Origin of the sequence: uncultured Candidatus Thioglobus sp., from assembly GCF_963981275.1 — a bacterium.
GTDB lineage: Bacteria > Pseudomonadota > Gammaproteobacteria > PS1 > Pseudothioglobaceae > Thioglobus_A.
This window is the reverse complement of sequence record NZ_CAXCCZ010000024.1, coordinates 1-19,804: the sequence shown is the minus strand read 5'-3', so window position 1 is coordinate 19,804 and position 19,804 is coordinate 1. Positions and strand designations below refer to the sequence as shown.

General features: G+C 40.3%; 21 protein-coding genes and 1 tRNA gene. 9 read left to right on the top strand and 13 right to left on the bottom strand.

Annotated features, from left to right (window positions below; translation table 11 throughout):
• Positions 1-377: 377 nt before the first annotated feature.
• From ABNR88_RS05100 to ABNR88_RS05065, 8 genes are all read right to left on the bottom strand, one after another.
• Positions 378-1,652: an ammonium transporter gene (locus ABNR88_RS05100; protein ID WP_291927710.1), complete on the bottom strand. Its 1,275-nt coding sequence runs from the start codon at positions 1,650-1,652 to the stop codon at positions 378-380.
• A gap of 10 nt (positions 1,653-1,662) precedes the next feature.
• Complete coding sequence (locus tag ABNR88_RS05095; RefSeq protein ID WP_291927707.1) at positions 1,663-2,001, bottom strand: P-II family nitrogen regulator; 339 nt, start codon at positions 1,999-2,001, stop codon at positions 1,663-1,665.
• 152 nt (positions 2,002-2,153) lie between these two features.
• Complete coding sequence (gene trmD, locus ABNR88_RS05090; protein WP_291927722.1) at positions 2,154-2,828, bottom strand: tRNA (guanosine(37)-N1)-methyltransferase TrmD; 675 nt, start codon at positions 2,826-2,828, stop codon at positions 2,154-2,156.
• 4 nt (positions 2,829-2,832) lie between these two features.
• Positions 2,833-3,963 (bottom strand): succinyl-diaminopimelate desuccinylase, encoded by a 1,131-nt coding sequence (gene dapE, locus ABNR88_RS05085; RefSeq protein ID WP_291927704.1) that lies wholly within the window; start codon positions 3,961-3,963, stop codon positions 2,833-2,835.
• A gap of 4 nt (positions 3,964-3,967) precedes the next feature.
• Positions 3,968-5,128 (bottom strand): c-type cytochrome biogenesis protein CcmI, encoded by a 1,161-nt coding sequence (ccmI, locus tag ABNR88_RS05080; protein WP_291927701.1) that lies wholly within the window; start codon positions 5,126-5,128, stop codon positions 3,968-3,970.
• Positions 5,125-7,044, bottom strand: coding sequence for a heme lyase CcmF/NrfE family subunit (locus tag ABNR88_RS05075; protein ID WP_348670133.1), 1,920 nt, complete (start codon positions 7,042-7,044; stop codon positions 5,125-5,127). The genes ccmI and ABNR88_RS05075 overlap by 4 nt, the downstream gene beginning before the upstream one ends.
• Positions 7,045-7,050: 6 nt before the next feature.
• Entirely contained in the window at positions 7,051-7,872 is an 822-nt protein-coding gene (serB, locus tag ABNR88_RS05070) for a phosphoserine phosphatase SerB (RefSeq protein WP_291927696.1), read from the bottom strand.
• A 20-nt stretch (positions 7,873-7,892) separates the two neighbouring features.
• Positions 7,893-7,977: transfer RNA gene (locus ABNR88_RS05065), tRNA-Leu, on the bottom strand.
• A gap of 64 nt (positions 7,978-8,041) precedes the next feature.
• Here ABNR88_RS05065 and ABNR88_RS05060 point away from each other — a divergent pair.
• The gene (locus tag ABNR88_RS05060) at positions 8,042-8,260 is read left to right on the top strand and encodes a DUF2892 domain-containing protein (protein WP_291927694.1); all 219 of its coding nucleotides are present in this window, start codon (positions 8,042-8,044) and stop codon (positions 8,258-8,260) included.
• A gap of 5 nt (positions 8,261-8,265) precedes the next feature.
• On the opposite strand, the gene cysG is transcribed toward ABNR88_RS05060, so the two are convergent.
• Positions 8,266-9,651 carry a siroheme synthase CysG gene (gene cysG, locus ABNR88_RS05055; protein WP_291927691.1) on the bottom strand — a complete coding sequence of 462 codons (1,386 nt, stop codon included), beginning with the start codon at positions 9,649-9,651 and terminating at the stop codon, positions 8,266-8,268.
• 79 nt (positions 9,652-9,730) lie between these two features.
• Here cysG and ABNR88_RS05050 point away from each other — a divergent pair, with 79 nt between their 5' ends.
• Entirely contained in the window at positions 9,731-10,138 is a 408-nt protein-coding gene (locus tag ABNR88_RS05050; protein WP_291927688.1) for a hypothetical protein, read from the top strand.
• Here ABNR88_RS05050 and hda read toward each other — a convergent pair.
• Together hda and ABNR88_RS05040 are read right to left on the bottom strand one after the other, a co-directional pair.
• Positions 10,135-10,809, bottom strand: coding sequence for a DnaA regulatory inactivator Hda (gene hda / locus ABNR88_RS05045; protein ID WP_291927685.1), 675 nt, complete (start codon positions 10,807-10,809; stop codon positions 10,135-10,137). The genes ABNR88_RS05050 and hda overlap by 4 nt on opposite strands.
• A gap of 10 nt (positions 10,810-10,819) precedes the next feature.
• Positions 10,820-11,377: a CDP-alcohol phosphatidyltransferase family protein gene (locus tag ABNR88_RS05040; protein WP_291927682.1), complete on the bottom strand. Its 558-nt coding sequence runs from the start codon at positions 11,375-11,377 to the stop codon at positions 10,820-10,822.
• Positions 11,378-11,431: 54 nt separating this feature from the next.
• On the opposite strand from ABNR88_RS05040, the gene purM reads away from it, so the two are divergent.
• From purM to ABNR88_RS05025, 3 genes are read left to right on the top strand one after another with little or no spacing between them, the layout of a single operon-like run.
• The gene (gene purM, locus ABNR88_RS05035) at positions 11,432-12,433 is read left to right on the top strand and encodes a phosphoribosylformylglycinamidine cyclo-ligase (protein ID WP_291927678.1); all 1,002 of its coding nucleotides are present in this window, start codon (positions 11,432-11,434) and stop codon (positions 12,431-12,433) included.
• Entirely contained in the window at positions 12,434-13,039 is a 606-nt protein-coding gene (purN, locus tag ABNR88_RS05030; protein WP_291927675.1) for a phosphoribosylglycinamide formyltransferase, read from the top strand.
• Positions 13,036-13,773, top strand: coding sequence for a DUF3108 domain-containing protein (locus ABNR88_RS05025; protein WP_291927672.1), 738 nt, complete (start codon positions 13,036-13,038; stop codon positions 13,771-13,773). Before purN ends, ABNR88_RS05025 begins: the two co-directional genes overlap by 4 nt.
• Here ABNR88_RS05025 and uvrA read toward each other — a convergent pair.
• Positions 13,756-16,572: an excinuclease ABC subunit UvrA gene (uvrA, locus tag ABNR88_RS05020; RefSeq protein WP_291927669.1), complete on the bottom strand. Its 2,817-nt coding sequence runs from the start codon at positions 16,570-16,572 to the stop codon at positions 13,756-13,758. The genes ABNR88_RS05025 and uvrA overlap by 18 nt on opposite strands.
• A 98-nt stretch (positions 16,573-16,670) precedes the next feature.
• On the opposite strand from uvrA, the gene pyrH reads away from it, so the two are divergent.
• Together pyrH and frr are read left to right on the top strand one after the other, a co-directional pair.
• A complete protein-coding gene (gene pyrH / locus ABNR88_RS05015) occupies positions 16,671-17,384 on the top strand; it encodes a UMP kinase (RefSeq protein ID WP_291927667.1) in 714 nt (237 codons plus the stop codon).
• Between the two features lie 2 nt (positions 17,385-17,386).
• On the top strand, positions 17,387-17,944 hold the full coding sequence (gene frr / locus ABNR88_RS05010; protein WP_291927664.1) for a ribosome recycling factor: 558 nt from the start codon (positions 17,387-17,389) through the stop codon (positions 17,942-17,944).
• A gap of 66 nt (positions 17,945-18,010) precedes the next feature.
• Here the strand turns inward: frr and ABNR88_RS05005 are convergent, their stop codons facing one another.
• Complete coding sequence (locus tag ABNR88_RS05005) at positions 18,011-18,400, bottom strand: hypothetical protein (RefSeq protein ID WP_348670132.1); 390 nt, start codon at positions 18,398-18,400, stop codon at positions 18,011-18,013.
• A 69-nt stretch (positions 18,401-18,469) separates the two neighbouring features.
• On the opposite strand from ABNR88_RS05005, the gene cmoB reads away from it, so the two are divergent.
• A complete protein-coding gene (gene cmoB, locus ABNR88_RS05000; protein WP_291927658.1) occupies positions 18,470-19,423 on the top strand; it encodes a tRNA 5-methoxyuridine(34)/uridine 5-oxyacetic acid(34) synthase CmoB in 954 nt (317 codons plus the stop codon).
• A 13-nt stretch (positions 19,424-19,436) separates the two neighbouring features.
• The coding region (locus ABNR88_RS04995) for a zinc ABC transporter substrate-binding protein (protein ID WP_291927655.1) at positions 19,437-19,804 on the top strand (368 nt) is incomplete at its 3' end.

Sequence of the window (19,804 nt, the reverse complement as noted above, 5' to 3'; positions counted from 1 at the left end):
TAAAATATTATTAAGATTATATACGAATTGATTTTAATAGGCGTATAAAAACCCTAGCATTCATTCTAATGCACACTATTGAATTAAATAAAATTTCGCAAATAATGCAAATGATTTATCAATCTACTTAAAAACTCTAAAGCTGTACTTTATTCTGCCTTGTGACAGACAAAACCTGACTAATTTAGCCAAAAACGAATAATTTTTGACCATAAAATCCACTTTTGTAATAGGCAAGGCCTATTACAATCTTAAGAAAATCCTAGCTGACACGTTTTACAAAATTTTCCTAAATAATGAAAATGGCTGATTTTTATCCATAAAAAAACCCGCTAAGGACAAAATCTTTAGCGGGTTTTTGTTAGACTTGATTTAACTTACAAATCATAACCTCTTTCTTCATGAGAAATGATATCTAAGCCTTGCTGCTCTTCTTCAGCGCTTACCCTTATGCCCATCATCATGTCGATGACCTTAAGAATAATGTAGGTTGCAATTGCCGTGTAAACACCTGTTGCAATAACACCAATCGTCTGAACTTCAAGCTGAGACATAATTGTCATGCCTTCTGCTAGACCTTGACCCGAGAAAATACCAAGCTGGTCAGAAGCAAAAACTGCTGCCATTAATGTGCCGATAATACCACCCACACCATGCACAGGGAAAACATCTAAAGAATCATCAATTTTCCATTTTTGCTTAATAAGGATTACTGCATTAAAACAAACAATACCCGCAACAATACCGATTACCAAGCCACCGGCAGGGCCAACAAAGCCAGAAGCTGGGGTGATAGTTCCTAAACCTGCAACCATACCTGTTACAGCGCCTAGTGCTGTTGGTCTGCCAAATTTAATCCACTCATAAAACATCCAAGTAACAGCGCCAGCTGCCGCTGAAATGTGCGTGACCAGCATAGCCATTGCCGCATCGCCATTTGCTGCCAATGCTGAACCGCCATTAAAGCCAAACCAACCAACCCAAAGCATTGCTGCACCGGTAATAGTCATGGTCATGTTGTGTGGTGGCATTGGCTTTGTTGGAAAGCCATTACGTGGACCGATAACAATTGCTGCCACTAAGGCTGCAACACCGGCAGTAACATGCACAACCGTACCACCAGCAAAGTCAAGTAGCCCCATTTCGCCTAACCAGCCGCCGCCCCATACCCAATGGGTAATTGGTGCATAAACCACAATCAGCCAAATCGCACTAAACATTAGCACTGCTGAAAACTTCATGCGCTCAGCAAAACCACCAATAATAAGCGCTGGGGTAATAATCGCAAATGTCATTTGGAATAATGCAAATAAACTCTCAGGAATGTCGCCACTAAGTGAGTCTTCCATCACGCCAGCAAGCATAAATTTAGACAAACTGCCAAAATATGCATTGCCATCAGCAAAGGCAATTGAGTAGCCGACAACTAACCAAAGAATTGAAACAATTCCGGCAATGGCAAAACACTGCATAAGCACTGATAGGATGTTCTTGCTGCGAACTAAACCGCCATAAAATAAAGCCAAACCAGGCAAAGTCATAAACAAAACCAACGCAGTTGACGTTAGAATCCATGATGTATTTGCGCCATCTAAACCTTCTGCGAACGCAACCATTGGCAATAAAGCCAATAAACTTAATAATTTTTTCATTTTTTACTCCTTAAAGTGCGTCTTGATCCGTTTCGCCAGTACGAATACGGATAACTTTATCTAAATTAGTGACAAAAATTTTGCCATCGCCAACTTTGCCAGAATTGGCAACATTGCTAATCGTTTGAATAACTTCATCCAGCTTAGCTGCAGAAATTGCGATTTCTAATTTAATTTTTGGTAAAAAATCAACTTGATATTCCGCACCACGATATAACTCGGTGTGGCCTTTTTGACGACCAAAGCCTTTTACTTCAGTCACAGTAATACCAGATACACCCACTTCTGAAAGTGCCTCTCTGACATCATCTAATTTGTGTGGACGTAGAATTGCCGTTACAAATTTCATACTTCTCTCCTTTGATAATTACAAATATTACTACTTGTAAATAGAAATAAGCCCCTCGTGGGCAACTTGTTAGCAACAATGCTTGTTTGGTACTCTACGCCGTTGTAGAATGTTAGTATTATAAATTTTTTTTAAAAAAAAGCAAATCAGCCCTATTTTTCAATCAGGTCTTGTCGTTTTTTTTGTGTGTTTTTAAGAGATTGATCTTCTCGCCAAGCATCAATATTGGCTTGATGGCCACTGAGTAAAACTTCTGGAACTTGCTGATCGTCAATAATTTCTGGGCGCGTATAGTGCGGATAATCCAACAGGCTATTAGCAAAAGAATCATTCAGCGACTGCGCATTTCCGAGCACGCCTGGTATTTGACGACTCACACTGTCAATTAGCACCATGGCAGCTAGCTCGCCGCCACTAATCACATAATCACCAATAGACACTTCCATGTCAACATCACGCTCAATCACACGCTCATCAACCCCTTCGTAGCGCCCACACAATAAAATAACCGAATCTAATTGTGAAATTTCATGCGCCAATTGGTGAGTTAATTGTTGACCTTGAGGTGACAAATAAACAACTTTAGCATGAGGATTTTTTTGCTTTATTTGACTAATGCAGCTGCGAATTGGCTTAACTTGCATCACCATGCCTGCGCCACCGCCATAGGATTTATCGTCCACATTTCGATACTTATTATCTGAAAAATCTCTAAGCTGCCAGGTGTGAATTTCAAGCAGAGAACTCTTAACTCCTCGGGCAATAACACCCTCATCTTTAATCGCTGAAAACATATCAGGGAACAAAGTGATGACGTCAAAACGCATCATATCAAGTTAGAATATTTTTAAGAATGTGATAATAAATATCACTCAAATCATCCAGATCTTGAACAGAAACACACTCATTCACCTGATGAATAGTAGCATTTAATGGCCCTAACTCTACCACTTGTGCATTTAGCATTGGCGCAATAAAACGTCCATCGGATGTGCCACCTGAAGTGGACAACTGCGTGTCAACACCAGTGACTTTTTTAATAGCGTCAGCACAGCCACTCACCAATTCACCTTTAGGAGTTAAAAATGGATAGCCTGAATGATTCCAGTCCAATCTATACTCAAGATTGTGCTTATCTAAAATATCGCTCACCCTTGCCTGCAAACCTTCATGAGTTGATTCAGTTGAGTAGCGAAAGTTAAAAACAATTTCAATTTCACCTGGAATAACATTTGTCACCCCAGTACCAGAGTGAATATTTGACAACTGAAAACTGGTTGCCGGGAAATATTCATTACCCTCATCCCATAGCTCATTGCATAGCTCATCAAGTGCTGGAACGGCTAGATGAATAGGATTGTTGGCCAAATGAGGATAGGCAATATGACCTTGTTTACCCACAACTGTTAACGTGCCATTTAGCGAGCCCCGACGCCCATTTTTAATAACATCACCCAACGTGTCTGTGGCAGATGGCTCACCTACCAAACAATAATCTACATTTTGACCAATAGCATTTAAATGCTCACAAACCTTAACCGTGCCATCAACAGCAGGGCCCTCTTCATCTGAGGTAATCAAATAACCAATCGTGCCCTTATGGTCTGGATAATCTTTAACAAATCGTTCACTAGCACTGAGCATTGCCGCTAAAGATCCTTTCATGTCAGCTGCACCACGACCATACAACATGCCTGCTTTCACCTTAGCGGAAAAGGGGTCTAAATCCCACTTGCTCGCATCCCCTACAGGCACAACATCGGTGTGCCCAGCAAAAACAAATACTGGCGAACCTTGGCCGTGCTCAGCCCAAAAATTATCCACTTCGCCAAATTTCAAGTCAGAAATCTTAAATTTAGACTGTTCTAAGAAATTTGTCATTAGTGCCTGACAGCCTTTGTCATTAGGCGTGACTGAGTCAATTTTCATTAAGGATTGGGCTAGCTCTATCGTTTTACTCATGGGATTAATTTAAATTTAAAGTTACACTCGGGTTATCTGCAATATTTACCACCTCGCTCACCACCTGTAAATCGTCCGGCTGTTTCATGGCACTACCTGTTGTACTTATACGCACGACAATAAGCGCTTGATCATGTTGTGATAATAGTTTTTCTGACATGACAGAATTCATGTCGCTCAATACCACCTGTCCTGTAAAGGCTTTAATTGGTAATTTCTGAATAGCAATTGGCATCGGCCTGCCTTGGGCAGCTTTAGCATAAATCATTAAAAAATCTTCAGGAGATCGAGCGCTTAATACAGCATCCGAAATCTTCACATTCACAGTGACTGTATTACTAATATTGCCACTTTCAACACGACTAAGCTCTTGCAATATACTCACTAGCGCTTGTCGATCAGAGCTTTGCTCGGGTAGAGCGCTTAACGCCTTACTCCAAAGCGCCTTAGCCAGTTCAAAATCCTGCACGCTAACAGCAAACATACCTGCCAAATACAGAGCATCTGGTGCGTTAGGATCAATCTCTAAAGCTTGCTTAATCAACTCCACAGGTCGCCCTGTAAATTGATCATCGTTAGCACTGATCATAGTAGATGCGTACTCTACTAATAGCCTAGGATCTTTCGGGTCTATCTGGTATGCCTGCTCATAAGCCTTGATAGATTCTTGAATCTTATTAAGCTCAAAATAGCTTAAGCCCAGCATCTTCCAGGACTCAACATCTTTTGGATTTTCTTGTAAATGCTGCTTAAGCTTAGCTGCACTCTCTTCCAGGCTGAGTGGTGTTGAGTTAATCGTAGCCACCTTACTAGTGGGCGTGTAATTGCTCAAATTTTGATAAACACCAATCGTAAAAATAGGCAGCAGTATTGCAACTATTCCAATCCAAATATTAGCATTAGACTTACTTAATTTTTTAGCGCTAGCTTGATTAAGCTCCAACGCCAATGTGCTTGATATTTCCTCTAGTGCTTGATCAAACTGCTCTTGATCAATTAACTCTTGCTCAAGATCTGTTTGCAGTTCTAATTTTCTTTGCTTTCCAAGCTCAATGTTTGATTGCTGAAGATCTACTCCGCTATCTGCCAATGGTTTTTTTAAAAACCAAAAAATCCATGCCAATGAAACTACCAGCATTACACCCATCCAAATCATCATACTCATGAGCCCACCTTCGAGCGACGTACAGATAAACGATATCTTCTGTCAAATGCGGCCAGTAAAGCGCCCAATGAAATAAACAAGCCTCCTAACCAAATCCATCTAATCAGTGGCTTGTAATAAATCCTTAAACTCCAGGCACCACCTCCTAAAGACTCACCTAAGGCAACATAAAGATCTCTCGCTAAACTTGGATCAATAGCTGCCTCTGTCATTGGCATGCCTGTGACATATTGACGTTTTTCTGGATTCAAGCTGGCAATCAGATCTCCATCATAATAAGCCTCAACCCTACCCTTATGTCCTTGGTAATTCTCATGGGAGAAGCTATCCACCCCTTTAAAAACAAACTGATAGCCTTTAACGGTTATTGGCTGATTAACATCCATTTTTATGTCTTTTTCTATACCAAGCTGGGTTGTTACTGTTGCGCCAAGTAGGAAAATTGCAATACCCACATGCGCCAAAATCATGCCAATAAATGCCAAACCTAGCTGGCCATTTTGTCGCACTCGGTTGAATAACAACGCCAATGAATGCAGCATAATCCAAATGAATAAAAATACTGCTAACGCAACATAAGTATTTTCAACAACAAACAAGCTGGCAATAAACAATACGCCCACGCCCAACCAAACCGGGCTTAAAAGTTTTGCACTACGAGCAAGCGCATCCTTCTTCCAGCGTAAGAATGGTGCAATCACCATGACCAAAATAGCCGGAATCATAATCGGCACAAATACAGCATCAAAATACGGCGCACCGACTGAAATTTTGCCCAGTCCTAGAGAGTCGAGTAGTAATGGATACAAAGTACCCAAGAAAACACTTAACATCGCCGCTACTAATAAAATATTATTAATCAATAATCCACTTTCTTTTGATAGCCAAGAAAATGAATTACTACTACGCATTAGTGAGGCACGCCAAGCATATAAAGCCAACGAGCTACCAATAACAAGTATCAAAAAGACCAAAATAAAAGCACCCCTGGCAGGGTCAGCAGCAAAAGAATGAACTGAGGTTAGAATGCCAGATCTTACTAAAAAAGTACCTAATAAACTTAGAGAAAATCCAGCAATTGCCAGCAGTACTGTCCAATGCTTAAAGGCACCACGCTTTTCACTGACACTCAAAGAGTGTACCAATGCGGTGGCCACTAGCCATGGCATAAATGAGGCATTTTCTACCGGATCCCAGAACCACCAACCACCCCAGCCAAGCTCATAATATGCCCACCAAGAGCCAAGAGTAATACCAAAAGTTAAAAATGCCCAGGCAACTAATGTCCACGGACGAGACCACCTAAGCCAAGTAGAGTCAAGCTGTCCACGAATAAGTGATGACAATACAAAAGCAAAAGGTATGGCCATACCAACGTAACCCATATACAACATAGGTGGGTGAATAATCAGGCCAAAATCTTGCAAGAGTGGATTGAGCTCCCGACCTTGTACAGGAATAATGTCTAGTCGCTCAAAGGGATTTGAGGTTAGCAATAAGAACAATAAAAACCCAATGCTAATCAGTCCTAGAATAATCAAAATATGGTTTAACACTTCGCCAGGTAGGCGCTTTGAAAATACCGAAACCGCAACACTCCAGCCTGATAATATCAACGCCCATAATAATAGCGAACCCTCATGCGCACCCCAAACGGCCGACATCTTAAACATGTCTGGTAGCTCAGTATTGGAGTTGCTAGCAACATATTTAACCGAAAAATCATCAGCCACAAAAGCATTCATGAGTACAACAAAGGCAACAAAAATCCAAAAGAATTGTGCCCATAACATTGGGCGTGATAACTGCGCCAAGGCAAGGTTACTTCTAAGCAGGCCGATTGTTGGCAGTATAACTTGCAAACAAGCGAATGCTAATGATAAAACTAATGCAAAGTGTCCGAGCTCAACTAACATATTAAACTATTCATCAAATAAATCTATAATTTTATCTAATCCACCAACATTAATGGCAATATCTGCCTGCGACGCCACAATTGATTTGGCATGATAAGCAACAGACAAGCCGGCAATCTTCATCATTGCTAAATCATTAGCGCCATCACCCACGGCAATCACCTGGGAGCGCTCCAAAGAGTGCTTTTTACAGAGCTCATCAATAAAATCAGCCTTTGCTTGAGCATTGATTATATCGCCTTGAGTAACTCCTGTTAAACGACCCTCATTAACCGCCAAAACGTTTGCCCTAGAATAATCTAGACCAATGTCCTGAGCCAATTGATCGGCAAAGTAGGTAAACCCGCCAGACACTACTGCACTTTTTATTTTTCGATCATTTAAAAATTTAATCAAGACTTGGCCACCAGGATTTACCTGAAGCTTGTCTGTATAAACTCGCTCCAATACCGACACTTCTAAGCCCTTTAATAAGGCCACACGCTCAACGAGTGAGCGATCAAAATCTAATTCTCCTTGCATCGCACGCTCGGTAATATCAGCCACCTGAGGTTTTAAATTAGCAAAATCTGCAATTTCATCAATACACTCAATATTGATCAAAGTTGAATCCATATCGCTCACGAAAAGCGCAACTTGATTAGACAAAAAACCCTCTGGAACAAAATTGAAATCGAGTTTAAACACCTCTCTCAAAGCATTTAAATCAATTATTTTATTTGTGGTAAAGCGAAAGTGTGTTCGCTTTTGTTGAATATCAGCACCAATGTGCTGAGCAACGAGTTTGGCTATTGCCAGGTCTTGACTATGTAGAATGATCGTCTTCACATGTCACCTTGTTTTAAATATGGTGCGGAAGGAGAGACTCGAACTCTCACGTCTTACGACACTGGAACCTAAATCCAGCGTGTCTACCAATTCCACCACTCCCGCGAAGAATTTGAAATTATACCTAAATAATGTTAAAGTGGGGACTTTCAAACCTAGGAATAATCAAATGACAATTACAAATGCAGTATCTGCGATGGCCGGTGTTTTTATTATGGCTTCACTTCTTTTAAACAATGCAAATATGTTTACAGAAGCAAGCTGGCTATGGCTAACATTTTTTGTTGGTTTTAACTTATTTCAATCAGCTTTTACTGGGTTTTGCCCTGCCGCTAAAATCTTTAAAGCAGTTGGCTTTAAAGATAGCGATTGTTGCGTTAAAGACTAATAGATTTAGTCACCGGAGTCAAACCAGTTAAGCTTCTCTCGAAGCTTAACCACTTCACCAACAATAATTAATGTCGGTGCTTTGATTGGCTGTGTGGCAACAATATTTGGCAATTCACCCAAAGTTGTGGTCCACACCTTATGATCAGGCGTTGTACCTTTTTCTACTAACGCAACTGGCATATTGGCACGCATACCGTGCTCAATCAGCTTGTCTGACAAATGTTGAGCGCCTTTAAGTGCCATGTAAAACACAATGGTTTGCTGCTCAACGGCTAGCTCGTTCCACGGCAGGTTCATGCTGCCGTCTTTCAAATGACCAGTAACAAATCGACAAGATTGAGAATAATCACGGTGTGTAAGCGGAATGCCTGAATAGGTTGAGCAACCTGATGCGGCAGTAATGCCCGGCACTACTTGAAATGGCACACCATTTTCAGCTAGCGTTTCAATTTCCTCACCACCACGACCAAAGATAAATGGATCGCCGCCCTTAAGGCGACAAACTCGCCTGCCTTTTTTGGCTAAATCTACCAATAACTGATTGATACCATCCTGTGGAACACTGTGGTTATCGCGCTCTTTACCAACATAAATCAGCTCAGCATCACGACGAACAAGCTCCATTACCCCTTCTGACACTAAACGATCATACAAAATAACATCTGCTTGCTGCATAAGGCGCAAGGCTTTAAAGGTAAGTAAATCTGGATCACCTGGACCGCCACCAACCAAATACACCTCACCCATTTCAGTATCTATTGAGTCATCAAGCTGCAGCTGCATATCGGCTTTAGCTTCATCCACTTTTCCAGAAAAAACTTTTTCCGCCACGATGCCTGAAAAAACACGTTCCCAGAAATAGCGCCTGTCTTCAATATTGATAAATTTTTCCTTAACTTGCTCTCTAAAATTACCCGCTAATTCCGCTAGCTTTCCATATGCATGTGGAATGGTGCTTTCGAGTTTTGCACGAATAAGGCGTGCCAAAACTGGCGCCTTTCCAGCTGAAGAGATAGCAATAACAATTGGTGATCTATCCACAATTGACGGCATAATAAATGAACATAAATCAGGTGAATCCACCACATTAACCGGAATATTGGCATTGTGCGCCAATTGTGACACCTGGGCATTAAGCTGAGCATCATCTGTTGCTGAAATAATCAGCGCTTGAGTAGTGATATCACTTGGCTCAAAGTTGCGCTTTACTAGTGTAATTTTATTTTGATCCGCCAGAGCTTGGACACTCGAACAAGCCGAATGATCAATGCAAGTTACTTGTGCGTTAGCCTTTAGTAAAAGTGTCATTTTTCTAAAGGCGATATCACCACCACCAACAACCAAACAAGGTTTTTGCTTAATATCGATAAAAATAGGTAAGTAATTCATGTGTTATTACAACTATCTAAAATAAAAGCTTATATTATAATGTCTTAATCTTAATTAAAGACACAAAACACCTATTGTTATGGCTCACGAGCACTTCACTTGCCCTTTTTCACATTTAATTCTTAGTAGTCGCTGTGGCTGCCAATTTGCCGCTAAAGACTGTGTTGCAGAAAAAGAATTTGGCTCTTGCTCTAATCAACACGCCTCAGATTTGTGTCATTCGGTTTATTACCACTTGCGTGATAATAGTGATTTTGTCTTAAAATCTCATTGCATCAACAATCTTTCTGTTGGGCAGCAATCCAAAATAAAAATGGGTGGCTTGTTGGCTTTGCAGGAGCTAATGGGAGTTGATAATGGCGATAAGATTAACGATATTAATAATCTAGTTGGGAAAATTCATACAAACTATCCAGACCTTACTCACATCCCTTTTTCAAAGCTCATGCCCAGAATTGCCAAGTTTAAATTTAGGAAAAAACCCTAAATTTTTAGAATTTTTTTAACAAAAGGAATAGATATTGGACTTTTTTGCCTTAAAGATTCTTGGTCTAATTGGTCAATAGCAGACAATACAACGTTTAAATCTCTAGAAAAGACTTTAAATAGATATGCGTAAACTTTATCGTCAATATCAAGACTCTTATCTTGCATTTTGCGCTGAATTAAGACGATCTTTTCTTGATCGTCAAGCTGCTCCAAACGGTAAACAACCGCTAAAGATAATCGGGTCTTAAGATCTTTTAATAATTCTAATTCACCGGGTGGCACAGGCGCTGAAATAATAAGCTTAGTTTTTGTTTGCTTGATTTGATTATAAAGATCAAATAATTCTTGCTGTTGAGCCACATTAAGTTGATCAATATTATCAATACACACCCAATCATAATCCGCTAGCGTATTTAAAAAATCCTCTGGCAATGTTTGACCAATATCCACATAAACTGCTTTTAAGTCTTGCTCTAGTGCTTTAAAAATACAGCCCTGTAACAGATGCGTCTTGCCACTGGATTTGTCACCCGAAACAAAAACAACAGATGATTGCTCTTGGGAGAATAGTGTCTCGATAAAATCTAATAATGTTTGATTTTTTTTAACTAAGAAATTACTAAGTAACATCTTTGAGTCTAGAGAAATAGGGAGTCCGAGTTGCTTCATGATATTGCGTTTATTTTTTCTCTTGAGAGATAACTCTTTCCATCCAGATCCAAATATAATCTGCACCGCTTAATACGGTTGAAGTGGCAACAATAATAAAAAATATAGTACTCCATTGCTGCTGGATTGGATACAACTGTATCACCACCAAAAATAACACTAAAGAAATTTGCAAAGCAGTATTAAATTTGGACAACTTTGAAGGAGAGAGTAACTCCTCTTTGGGCGTGCCAGCGCCAATGAAGCACCCTACCGTGCCGGATACAATCATGACATCACGCAAAAATACCAGTACCAACAACCATAATGGTAGCAATCCAATCACATTTAAAGTGATAAAACTACTCATCAATAGTAGCTTATCAGCAACGGGATCAAGGATAGATCCCAATCGAGTTTCAAACGAGTAGCGTTTTGCAATCCAGCCATCTAATGCATCGGTAATTCCAGCCACAAAAAATAATACCATCGCCAAAAAATATTGATGATTTAATAAAGTCAGCACAACTGGTACTGTTAAAATAATGCGTAAAATTGAAAGCGCATTTGGCACACTAGAAAAATTCATTTTTCGACTTGTTCAATTGAGATTCAAAAAAATTAATTATACGGAAAAAACCCTATGTCATCATTGACTTACCAAGACTCAGGTGTCGACATTACCAAAGGTAATGACTTAATCGAACAAATTAAACCTATTGCAAAATCTACTATGCGCGAAGGCGTGTTAGCAGGGCTTGGTGGTTTTGGCGCAATGTTTGAACTAGATCTTAAAAAATATAAGAATCCAGTTCTAATTTCCGGAACGGATGGGGTTGGCACCAAGCTTAAAGTGGCAGAAATGCTTAACAAGCACGATACTATTGGCATTGACTTAGTCGCCATGTGTGTTAATGACTTAATTGTACAGGGTGCAGAGCCATTATTTTTCTTAGACTATTACGCGACTGGCAAGCTAAATACCGATCTAGCTACCTCAGTTATCTACGGTATTGGCGAGGGCTGTAAAATCTCTGGCTGTGCGCTTATTGGTGGTGAAACAGCTGAAATGCCTGGCATGTACCAAGGTGAAGAATACGATCTTGCAGGTTTTTGTGTTGGTATTGCTGATAAAGATAAAGTTATTGATGGCTCAAAAGTAGCCAATGGCGACCATATCATCGCCTTAGCCTCATCAGGTCCTCATTCAAATGGCTATTCTCTCATTCGTAAAGTTCTAGAGCAATCTAAACCTACTGATGCACAACTACAAGCATTAATAGAGCCAACTAAAATTTACGTTAAATCCGTCTTATCATTGATTGAAAAATATTCTGTACACGCCATTTCTCATATTACCGGTGGCGGTCTTTTAGAAAATATTCCAAGAGTTTTGCCAGATGACTTGGCCGCAAAACTAGATAATAAATCTTGGCAGCTACCTGAAATATTCCAATTTTTACAAGATAACGGCAATATTGATATCATGGAAATGTATCGCGTCTTTAACTGTGGCGTTGGCATGGTGCTAGTCATTCCAGCTGACCAAAGTGCAGCGGCAATTCAGCATATGAACGAACAAGGGGAAAATGCTTGGCTAATTGGCGAAATTGTTGCCAATGAAGGCTCTCAGGTAATCATCTAAATGAAGGCTGTCGCTCTAATCTCTGGCAGCGGCTCAAACCTTCAGTCACTGATCGATCATGCTGAAAAAATTGATCTAGATATTCAGGCGGTTATTAGCAACAAAGAAGATGCTTACGGGATAAAGCGCGCTCAAAAGGTCAATATTCCTACTCACGTACTCATCCATACGCAATTTCCTTCAAGAGAAAAATTTGATCAGCAGCTAAGTCAAACTATTGATCAGCACAGTCCGGATATTATTATCTTAGCAGGCTTTATGCGTATTCTCACTGAAGAATTTACGCAAAAGTATGCAGGCAAGATGTTAAATATTCACCCATCCTTACTGCCAAAATTCCAAGGACTTAACACTCACCAAAGAGCGCTTGATGCCAAAGAGAGTGAGCACGGTGTTAGTGTTCATTTTGTCACTGCTAAGCTTGACGGCGGGCCTGTTATCGCTCAAGCTCGTGTTCCAATACTGGCTGATGATACTGTTGAGTCACTTGCTCAACGCGTACTAATCGAAGAGCACAAATTATTTCCTAAAGTTGTTCATTGGTTTACTCAAGGCAGGTTGAAGCTGATCGACAATCATGCTACTTTGGATGGTCAAATAATATGAGACTGTTTTTTTTATTTACATTACTCTCTCTAATTACTACTGCCACCTTAGCTTTCAAGCCCCATATTGCCAACTACCAACTCTCCATCAACGGGCTTAAAATAGCTGAGGAAGTAAGAACTCTTCATCAACTAGAAGATGGATATTTTTATACCGCAAATGCCAAAACCTCAGGGCTAGCAGCAATGATAAAGGACTATTCTATCTCTGCCAGTTCAACATTTAAACTGAATAATAAAGGCGTAGACAGCACCGCTTATCAAATCATGGAGCAGGAAGATAAAAAAATCACCAAGAGCTATGCTATTGATATTAATTCTCAATTCGGAAGTGTTACATCTTTACTAACCAAAACACAGCCAAAAATCAGTACTTGGAAAGCGAATGAAGGCAATATTACCGATCCACTAAGTGTTTTTTTAGCCATTTCTTTTGATCTGAAAAACAACCCAAATCAATCTTTGTTTAGCTATCAAATTGCCGATGGCAGCTCTATTGAAACTCAGGAGTTTAAAAAATCTGATAAGCACACTGTAAACATTCAGGGCAAGTCATATAGTGCCACTAAAGTAGAGCGCATTAACCACCAGGATAGCAACATTCAAGCGTATTTTTTATCAGAATATCAATACCTACCCATCTTAATTAAACAAACCAAAGGTGGTAGAAAATTTTTGTATGAGATAACCAATTTTAAAATATCAGATGTTAAAGGATTACAAGTAACTTTGTAAATATTGACCTGTATAAGAGCCCTTAACTTGACTTACTGATTCTGGCGTTCCTGTTGCCACAATACATCCACCCTTGTCTCCACCCTCAGGCCCCAGATCAACAATCCAGTCTGCAGTTTTAATAACATCTAGATTGTGCTCAATAATCACAATGGTATTTTCTCTTTCACGCAAACGATTAATCACGGACAATAGCTGCTTAATATCATGAAAATGCAGGCCTGTTGTCGGTTCATCTAAGATATACAATGTTTGCCCTGTATCAAGTTTTGACAACTCTTTAGCCAATTTAATACGCTGAGCCTCACCACCTGACAAGGTGGTGGCATTTTGCCCCAAGGTAATGTATGACAAGCCCACATCCATCAGTGTTTGCAATTTTTGCTTAATTTTTGGCATTGGCTCAAAAAAATCTACCGCCGTCTCAACGGTCATATCTAGCACTTGAGAAATATTCTTACCCTTGTAGGTAATCTCTAAAGTTTCACGGTTGTATCGATCACCATGACATACATCGCAAGGCACATAAATATCTGGCAAAAAGTGCATTTCTACTTTAATTAGCCCATCCCCCTTACAAGCTTCACAGCGACCACCTTTGACATTGAAACTAAATCGACCGGCCTTGTAGCCACGGCTTCTAGCCTCCAATGTCTGCGAGAAAAGATCGCGCACCAAAGAAAATATGCCCGTATAAGTAGCAGGATTAGAGCGTGGAGTACGCCCAATTGGGCTTTGATCAATATTTACAATTTTGTCAAAATACTCAAGCCCCGTCACTGTGTCAAACTCAGCTGGCGTCGTTTGTGCACGATTCAAATCACGTGCTGCCAGCGCATACAAAGTGTCATTAATAAGTGTTGATTTTCCCGAGCCAGAGACGCCAGTAATACAAGTTAGCACGCCAACAGGAATGGATAAATCAACATTATTGAGATTATTACCTTTGGCACCTTTAATTTCAATCCACTGATCGGAAGTTTTACGAATGGCTGGCACTTCAATACTCTGTCTGCCACTAATATAATCACCAGTAAGTGATTTCGGATTGTTTGCCACCTCCTCCGGCGTGCCCGATGCAATAACCTCACCACCATGCATACCTGCACCGGGGCCAATATCAATCACATAATCCGCTTGTTTAATTGCATCTTCATCGTGCTCAACAACAATTACTGTATTACCAATATCGCGCAGGTATGTTAGTGTATTTAAAAGCTTTTGATTATCTCGTTGATGCAAACCAATAGAAGGCTCATCTAAAACGTACAAAACACCCATGAGTCCTGCGCCAATTTGACTAGCCAGACGAATTCTTTGCGCCTCACCGCCTGATAAAGAATTGGCTCTACGATCAAGACTCAAATACTCTAGCCCAACATTGATTAAAAACTCAAGGCGTTGAATGATCTCTTTTAACACCTTATCTGCGATTTGCGCTCTAGAGCCTTCAAGCTCAAGCGACTTTAAAAATTCATAAATATTAGCAATTGAAAGTTTGGTGATGTACGATAGATTACGCCCGCCAATAAACACATTTCTAGCAGACTCATTAAGTCGATCGCCTTCACACTCTATACAATCTTGACTCACCACATAACGAGACAACTCCTCTCGAACCGAGCGAATTTCACTTTCTTCATAGCGGCGCATCATGCGCGGGATAACACCTTCAAATGGCTTAGGTTTGTTTGACCAGCCTTTTCGGCCTTTAATTTTAGAGAAGTCAATTTCATCTTCACCGCTACCGTACAACACAATTTTCTTGTGCTCATCACTTAGATCTTCATAAGTTGTTTCAATGTCAAATCCATAATACTGACCTACCAGCATTAAAATTTGATAAAAATAAGCATTCGATCGGCCCCAGCCATAAATCGCACCATCCGCTAAACTCAGACCCGGATTAGCCACCACTTTTTGCGCATCAAACATGTCTTTCACACCTAGACCGTCACACGTCGGACAAGCGCCTACTGGATTATTAAACGAGAAAAGTCTTGGCTCTAATTCTGTCAATGAATAACCACATTTAACACAGGAAAACTTAGCAGAAAATACCATTTCATCCCAAGTTGCCGCCTCATCCATTGGCAGCACTTTAACTAAGCCACCGCTCAGGTTAAGCGCCGTTTCTAAAGATTCAGACAAGCGTGATACAATATCCTTTCGAACTTTTAAACGGTCAATGACGATTTCAATGGTGTGATTAGTTTTGCCATTAAGCTCATCCATCTCATCCATATACATCACTTCACCATCAACACGAGCACGCAAAAATCCCTGGTGTGACAACTCTTCTAATAGTTTTTTATGGCTGCCTTTACGATTTTGCACAATTGGCGCTAATAGCATAATTTTTTCACTTTCCGGTAGGGTGATAATACTATCAACCATTTGGGAAATTGTTTGCGACTCAAGATCAATATCGTGCTCTGGACATTTAGGAATGCCTGCTCGAGCAAACAACAATCTCAAATAATCGTAAATCTCGGTAATCGTACCAACGGTTGATCTAGGATTGTGCGAAGTTGCTTTTTGCTCAATTGAGATAGCAGGAGACAAGCCTTCGATGTGATCCACATCAGGCTTTTCCATGAGTGATAAAAACTGTCTCGCATAAGCTGACAAAGATTCAACATAGCGTCTTTGGCCTTCTGCATAAATCGTATCAAAAGCTAATGACGACTTACCTGAACCTGACAAACCGGTAATCACCACCAGCTTATTTCTAGGGATATTAATATCAATATTCTTTAAGTTGTGAACGCGAGCGCCACGTATGCTAATCTGATCCATGAGATGCCTAAATTATGTCGGACAAAGGGTTCATTATAACGAGCAAGATAGGTAAAATCACTTCTATTCTAACTATGACTAATATTTAAATTCTAAGTATGAGTAAATACAAACGCATCCTATTAAAATTAAGCGGAGAAGCGCTAGCCAGCTTTGAAAACACCGTTGATCCAGCCACTCTTGATAAAGTTGTTGGCATTATTAAATCTGTTCAAAATCAAGGTGTAGAAGTAGGAATTGTTGTTGGTGGTGGCAATATCTTTCGCGGTGCAGCACTGGCAGAGGCTGGCATGAATCGAGTAACGGGCGACCACATGGGTATGCTTGCCACAGTCATGAATGCACTTGCTATTTCAGACTCTTGTCGAAAAAATAATGTTGATGTGTTAGTCATGTCTGGCTTTCCAATTGGTGGTGGCGTTTGTGAGCCAATGGATCACAACAAAGCCAAACAAGCTTTAAGTGAAGGCAAAGTGGTGATTTTCTCAGCAGGAACCGGCGCACCTTGTTTCACTACCGACACAGGCGCCACACTCAGAGCCATTGAAATTGGCGCCCAGGCTGTGTTTAAAGCCACCAAAGTAGATGGCGTATATACAGCTGACCCAATGAAAGATCCAAGTGCTACACGCTACGATACACTCAGTTTTGATGAAGCCATTAGCAAAAATTTAAAAATTATGGACACCTCAGCTTTTGCTATGTGTCGTGAGCATAATATCGAAATCTGCGTCTTTAGTATGCTTGAAGATGCCAATACATTGTCTAATATTCTCAAGGGTGAGGCCCTAGGAACCATCGTAAGGAACTAACCATGTTAACTGAAATCCAACAAGACGCCAAAGATCGCATGAGTAAGAGTGTTAACTCACTCGAAAATAATTTCACAAAAATTCGTGCTGGTCGTGCACATCCCTCTCTACTTGAGCAGGTCCAAGTGGAATACTATGGATCAATGGTGCCATTATCTCAAGTGGGCAACATTGTTGCTGAAGATTCGCGCACACTAAAGGTATCTATCTGGGAAAAGGATATGGCAGCTGCAGCAGAAAAAGCCATCATGACTTCAGATCTAGGCCTTAACCCCCAAGCCATGGGTCAAGTGATCCGCATCCCTCTACCTCCTCTTACTGAAGAGCGTAGACAGCAATTAGTAAAAGTAGTTAGAGATGAAGCTGAAAATGCCAAAATTGCCATTCGTAATATTCGTCGTGATGCCAACTCTGACTTTAAAGATTTATTAAAAGATAAAGAAATCTCAGAAGACGAGGCTAGAAAGGCAGAAGACAACGTGCAGAAAATTACTGATGCTAGTGTTAAAGAGGTGGAAGCTAAGTTATCCGAGAAAGAAAACTCACTCTTAGAAATTTAAACTTTTCTTTAGCTATAAAAAAGGCCTGCAACTGCAGGCCTTTTTATTGATGTTTGCGAATAACGCTTACTGGCCTTTTACACAGGCAAAGTAATCTGCCCAACGCTCAGGTGAGAACAACGTGCCCATTGCATCAATTGGGCCCGTATTAAACAAAAATCCACCAGCTAGTGCATCTTCAAATCTTGAAATATTGTCATCAGACAAGCCTAGTGTAACCTGGCAAGCTTGGTGCGCCGCTTCAGTTACAGCAAAACCAGAAGGTGTTTGACCAATAACTTTAGACGTGTCGCTTAAAGTCATTGTGTCTGGTGCTTGCTCAGTGATTACTGTTTTTTCAGCAACAGGCTGCATTGAATCAAATGATTCAACAGGGCCCATATCACGGTCATCGCCACCAGCAATTAGTGCAGTTGTTAAAGTAACCGCTGCTGCAAAAGTTAATGTTTTATTCATCATATCTTTAATCTCCAAATAATTTAAAATTCCTCTTCTGTACTACATTTTATATGACCTTGGTTTTGTATGCTCAAAGATTTTAAAAAACATTGTAATATGACACGCTTATCAACTATTTGCTCTCAATTAGTTGAGTTATCAAATCAGGCATTCTCAGTTAATAATGGCAATATTCCCAAATGGGAAGAGGCGATTTCCAGCATTCAAAAGACTCAGCCAGGCAAGCTAAGCTTCGAACACCCTTATATTGCTATCGATACAAAGGTTAATATTGATGACCTTACTTTATCTTTAAAACAACTCATGCCATGGCGCAAGGGGCCTTATCAAATTGGAGATCTGCAGCTAGACAGTGAATGGCGTGGAGATATGAAATGGGACCGACTTAAAGGTCACCTTCAACCTTTAGCCGGAAAAACGGTATTAGATGTTGGCTCTGGCAATGGTTATTTCACCTATCTCATGGCCATGCAAGGCGCTGAAATCGCTGTTGGAATTGAGCCTTTTCTGCTTTTTAATTATCAATTTCAAGCTATTCATACTTTAATAAGCCAACCACCAAAAGCTTATGTATTACCCTTGAAACTGGAACAAATGCCCAAAGAATCTTCTTTTGATAGTGTTTTTTCAATGGGTGTTTTGTATCACCAAAAAGATCACATGCTTCATCTACAACAACTTAAAGATGTGCTGATAGAAGGTGGTGAACTTATTTTAGAAACGCTGATTATCGATCAAAAACATGGCGACCAAATCACCCCAGAAGATCGTTATGCACGCATGCGCAATGTCTGGTGCCTGCCTTCTACTGATACGCTACACATTTGGCTAGAACAGGCCGGCTTTAAAAATATTAAGTTAATTGATGTTACTAAAACCACACCAGAAGAGCAGCGAGCCACTCATTGGATTGGGGACAATACCCAGTCTATTAAAGATTTTCTCGATCCAAATGATGACAATTTAACCATCGAAGGCTTGCCTGCCCCTAAGCGTGCTGTCTTTATTTGCCAAAAATAGTATAATCACCTCCATGAAATTTCGCCTATTTTTCCTCACCCTACTATTAGCCACCAATCCATTTGCTAATCCAAATATTGTGGTGAGTATTAAGCCAATTCATTCAATAGTTAGCAACCTAACCCAAGGTGTTAGTACGCCAAAATTATTACTTAGCAGTAAGCAATCTGCACACCACGCACACCTTAAGCCCTCCCAACTATCTCACCTTGAGCAGGCGGATTTAGTAATTATTGTTCATCCAGATTTTGAACAGGGCTTATCAAAATCTATTCGCAATATTCCAGCAGAAAAAATACTCACCGTTGATCAAAGCATGACCAGCAAACATGACGAACATGACGAACATGACGAACATGACGAACATGACGAACATGACGA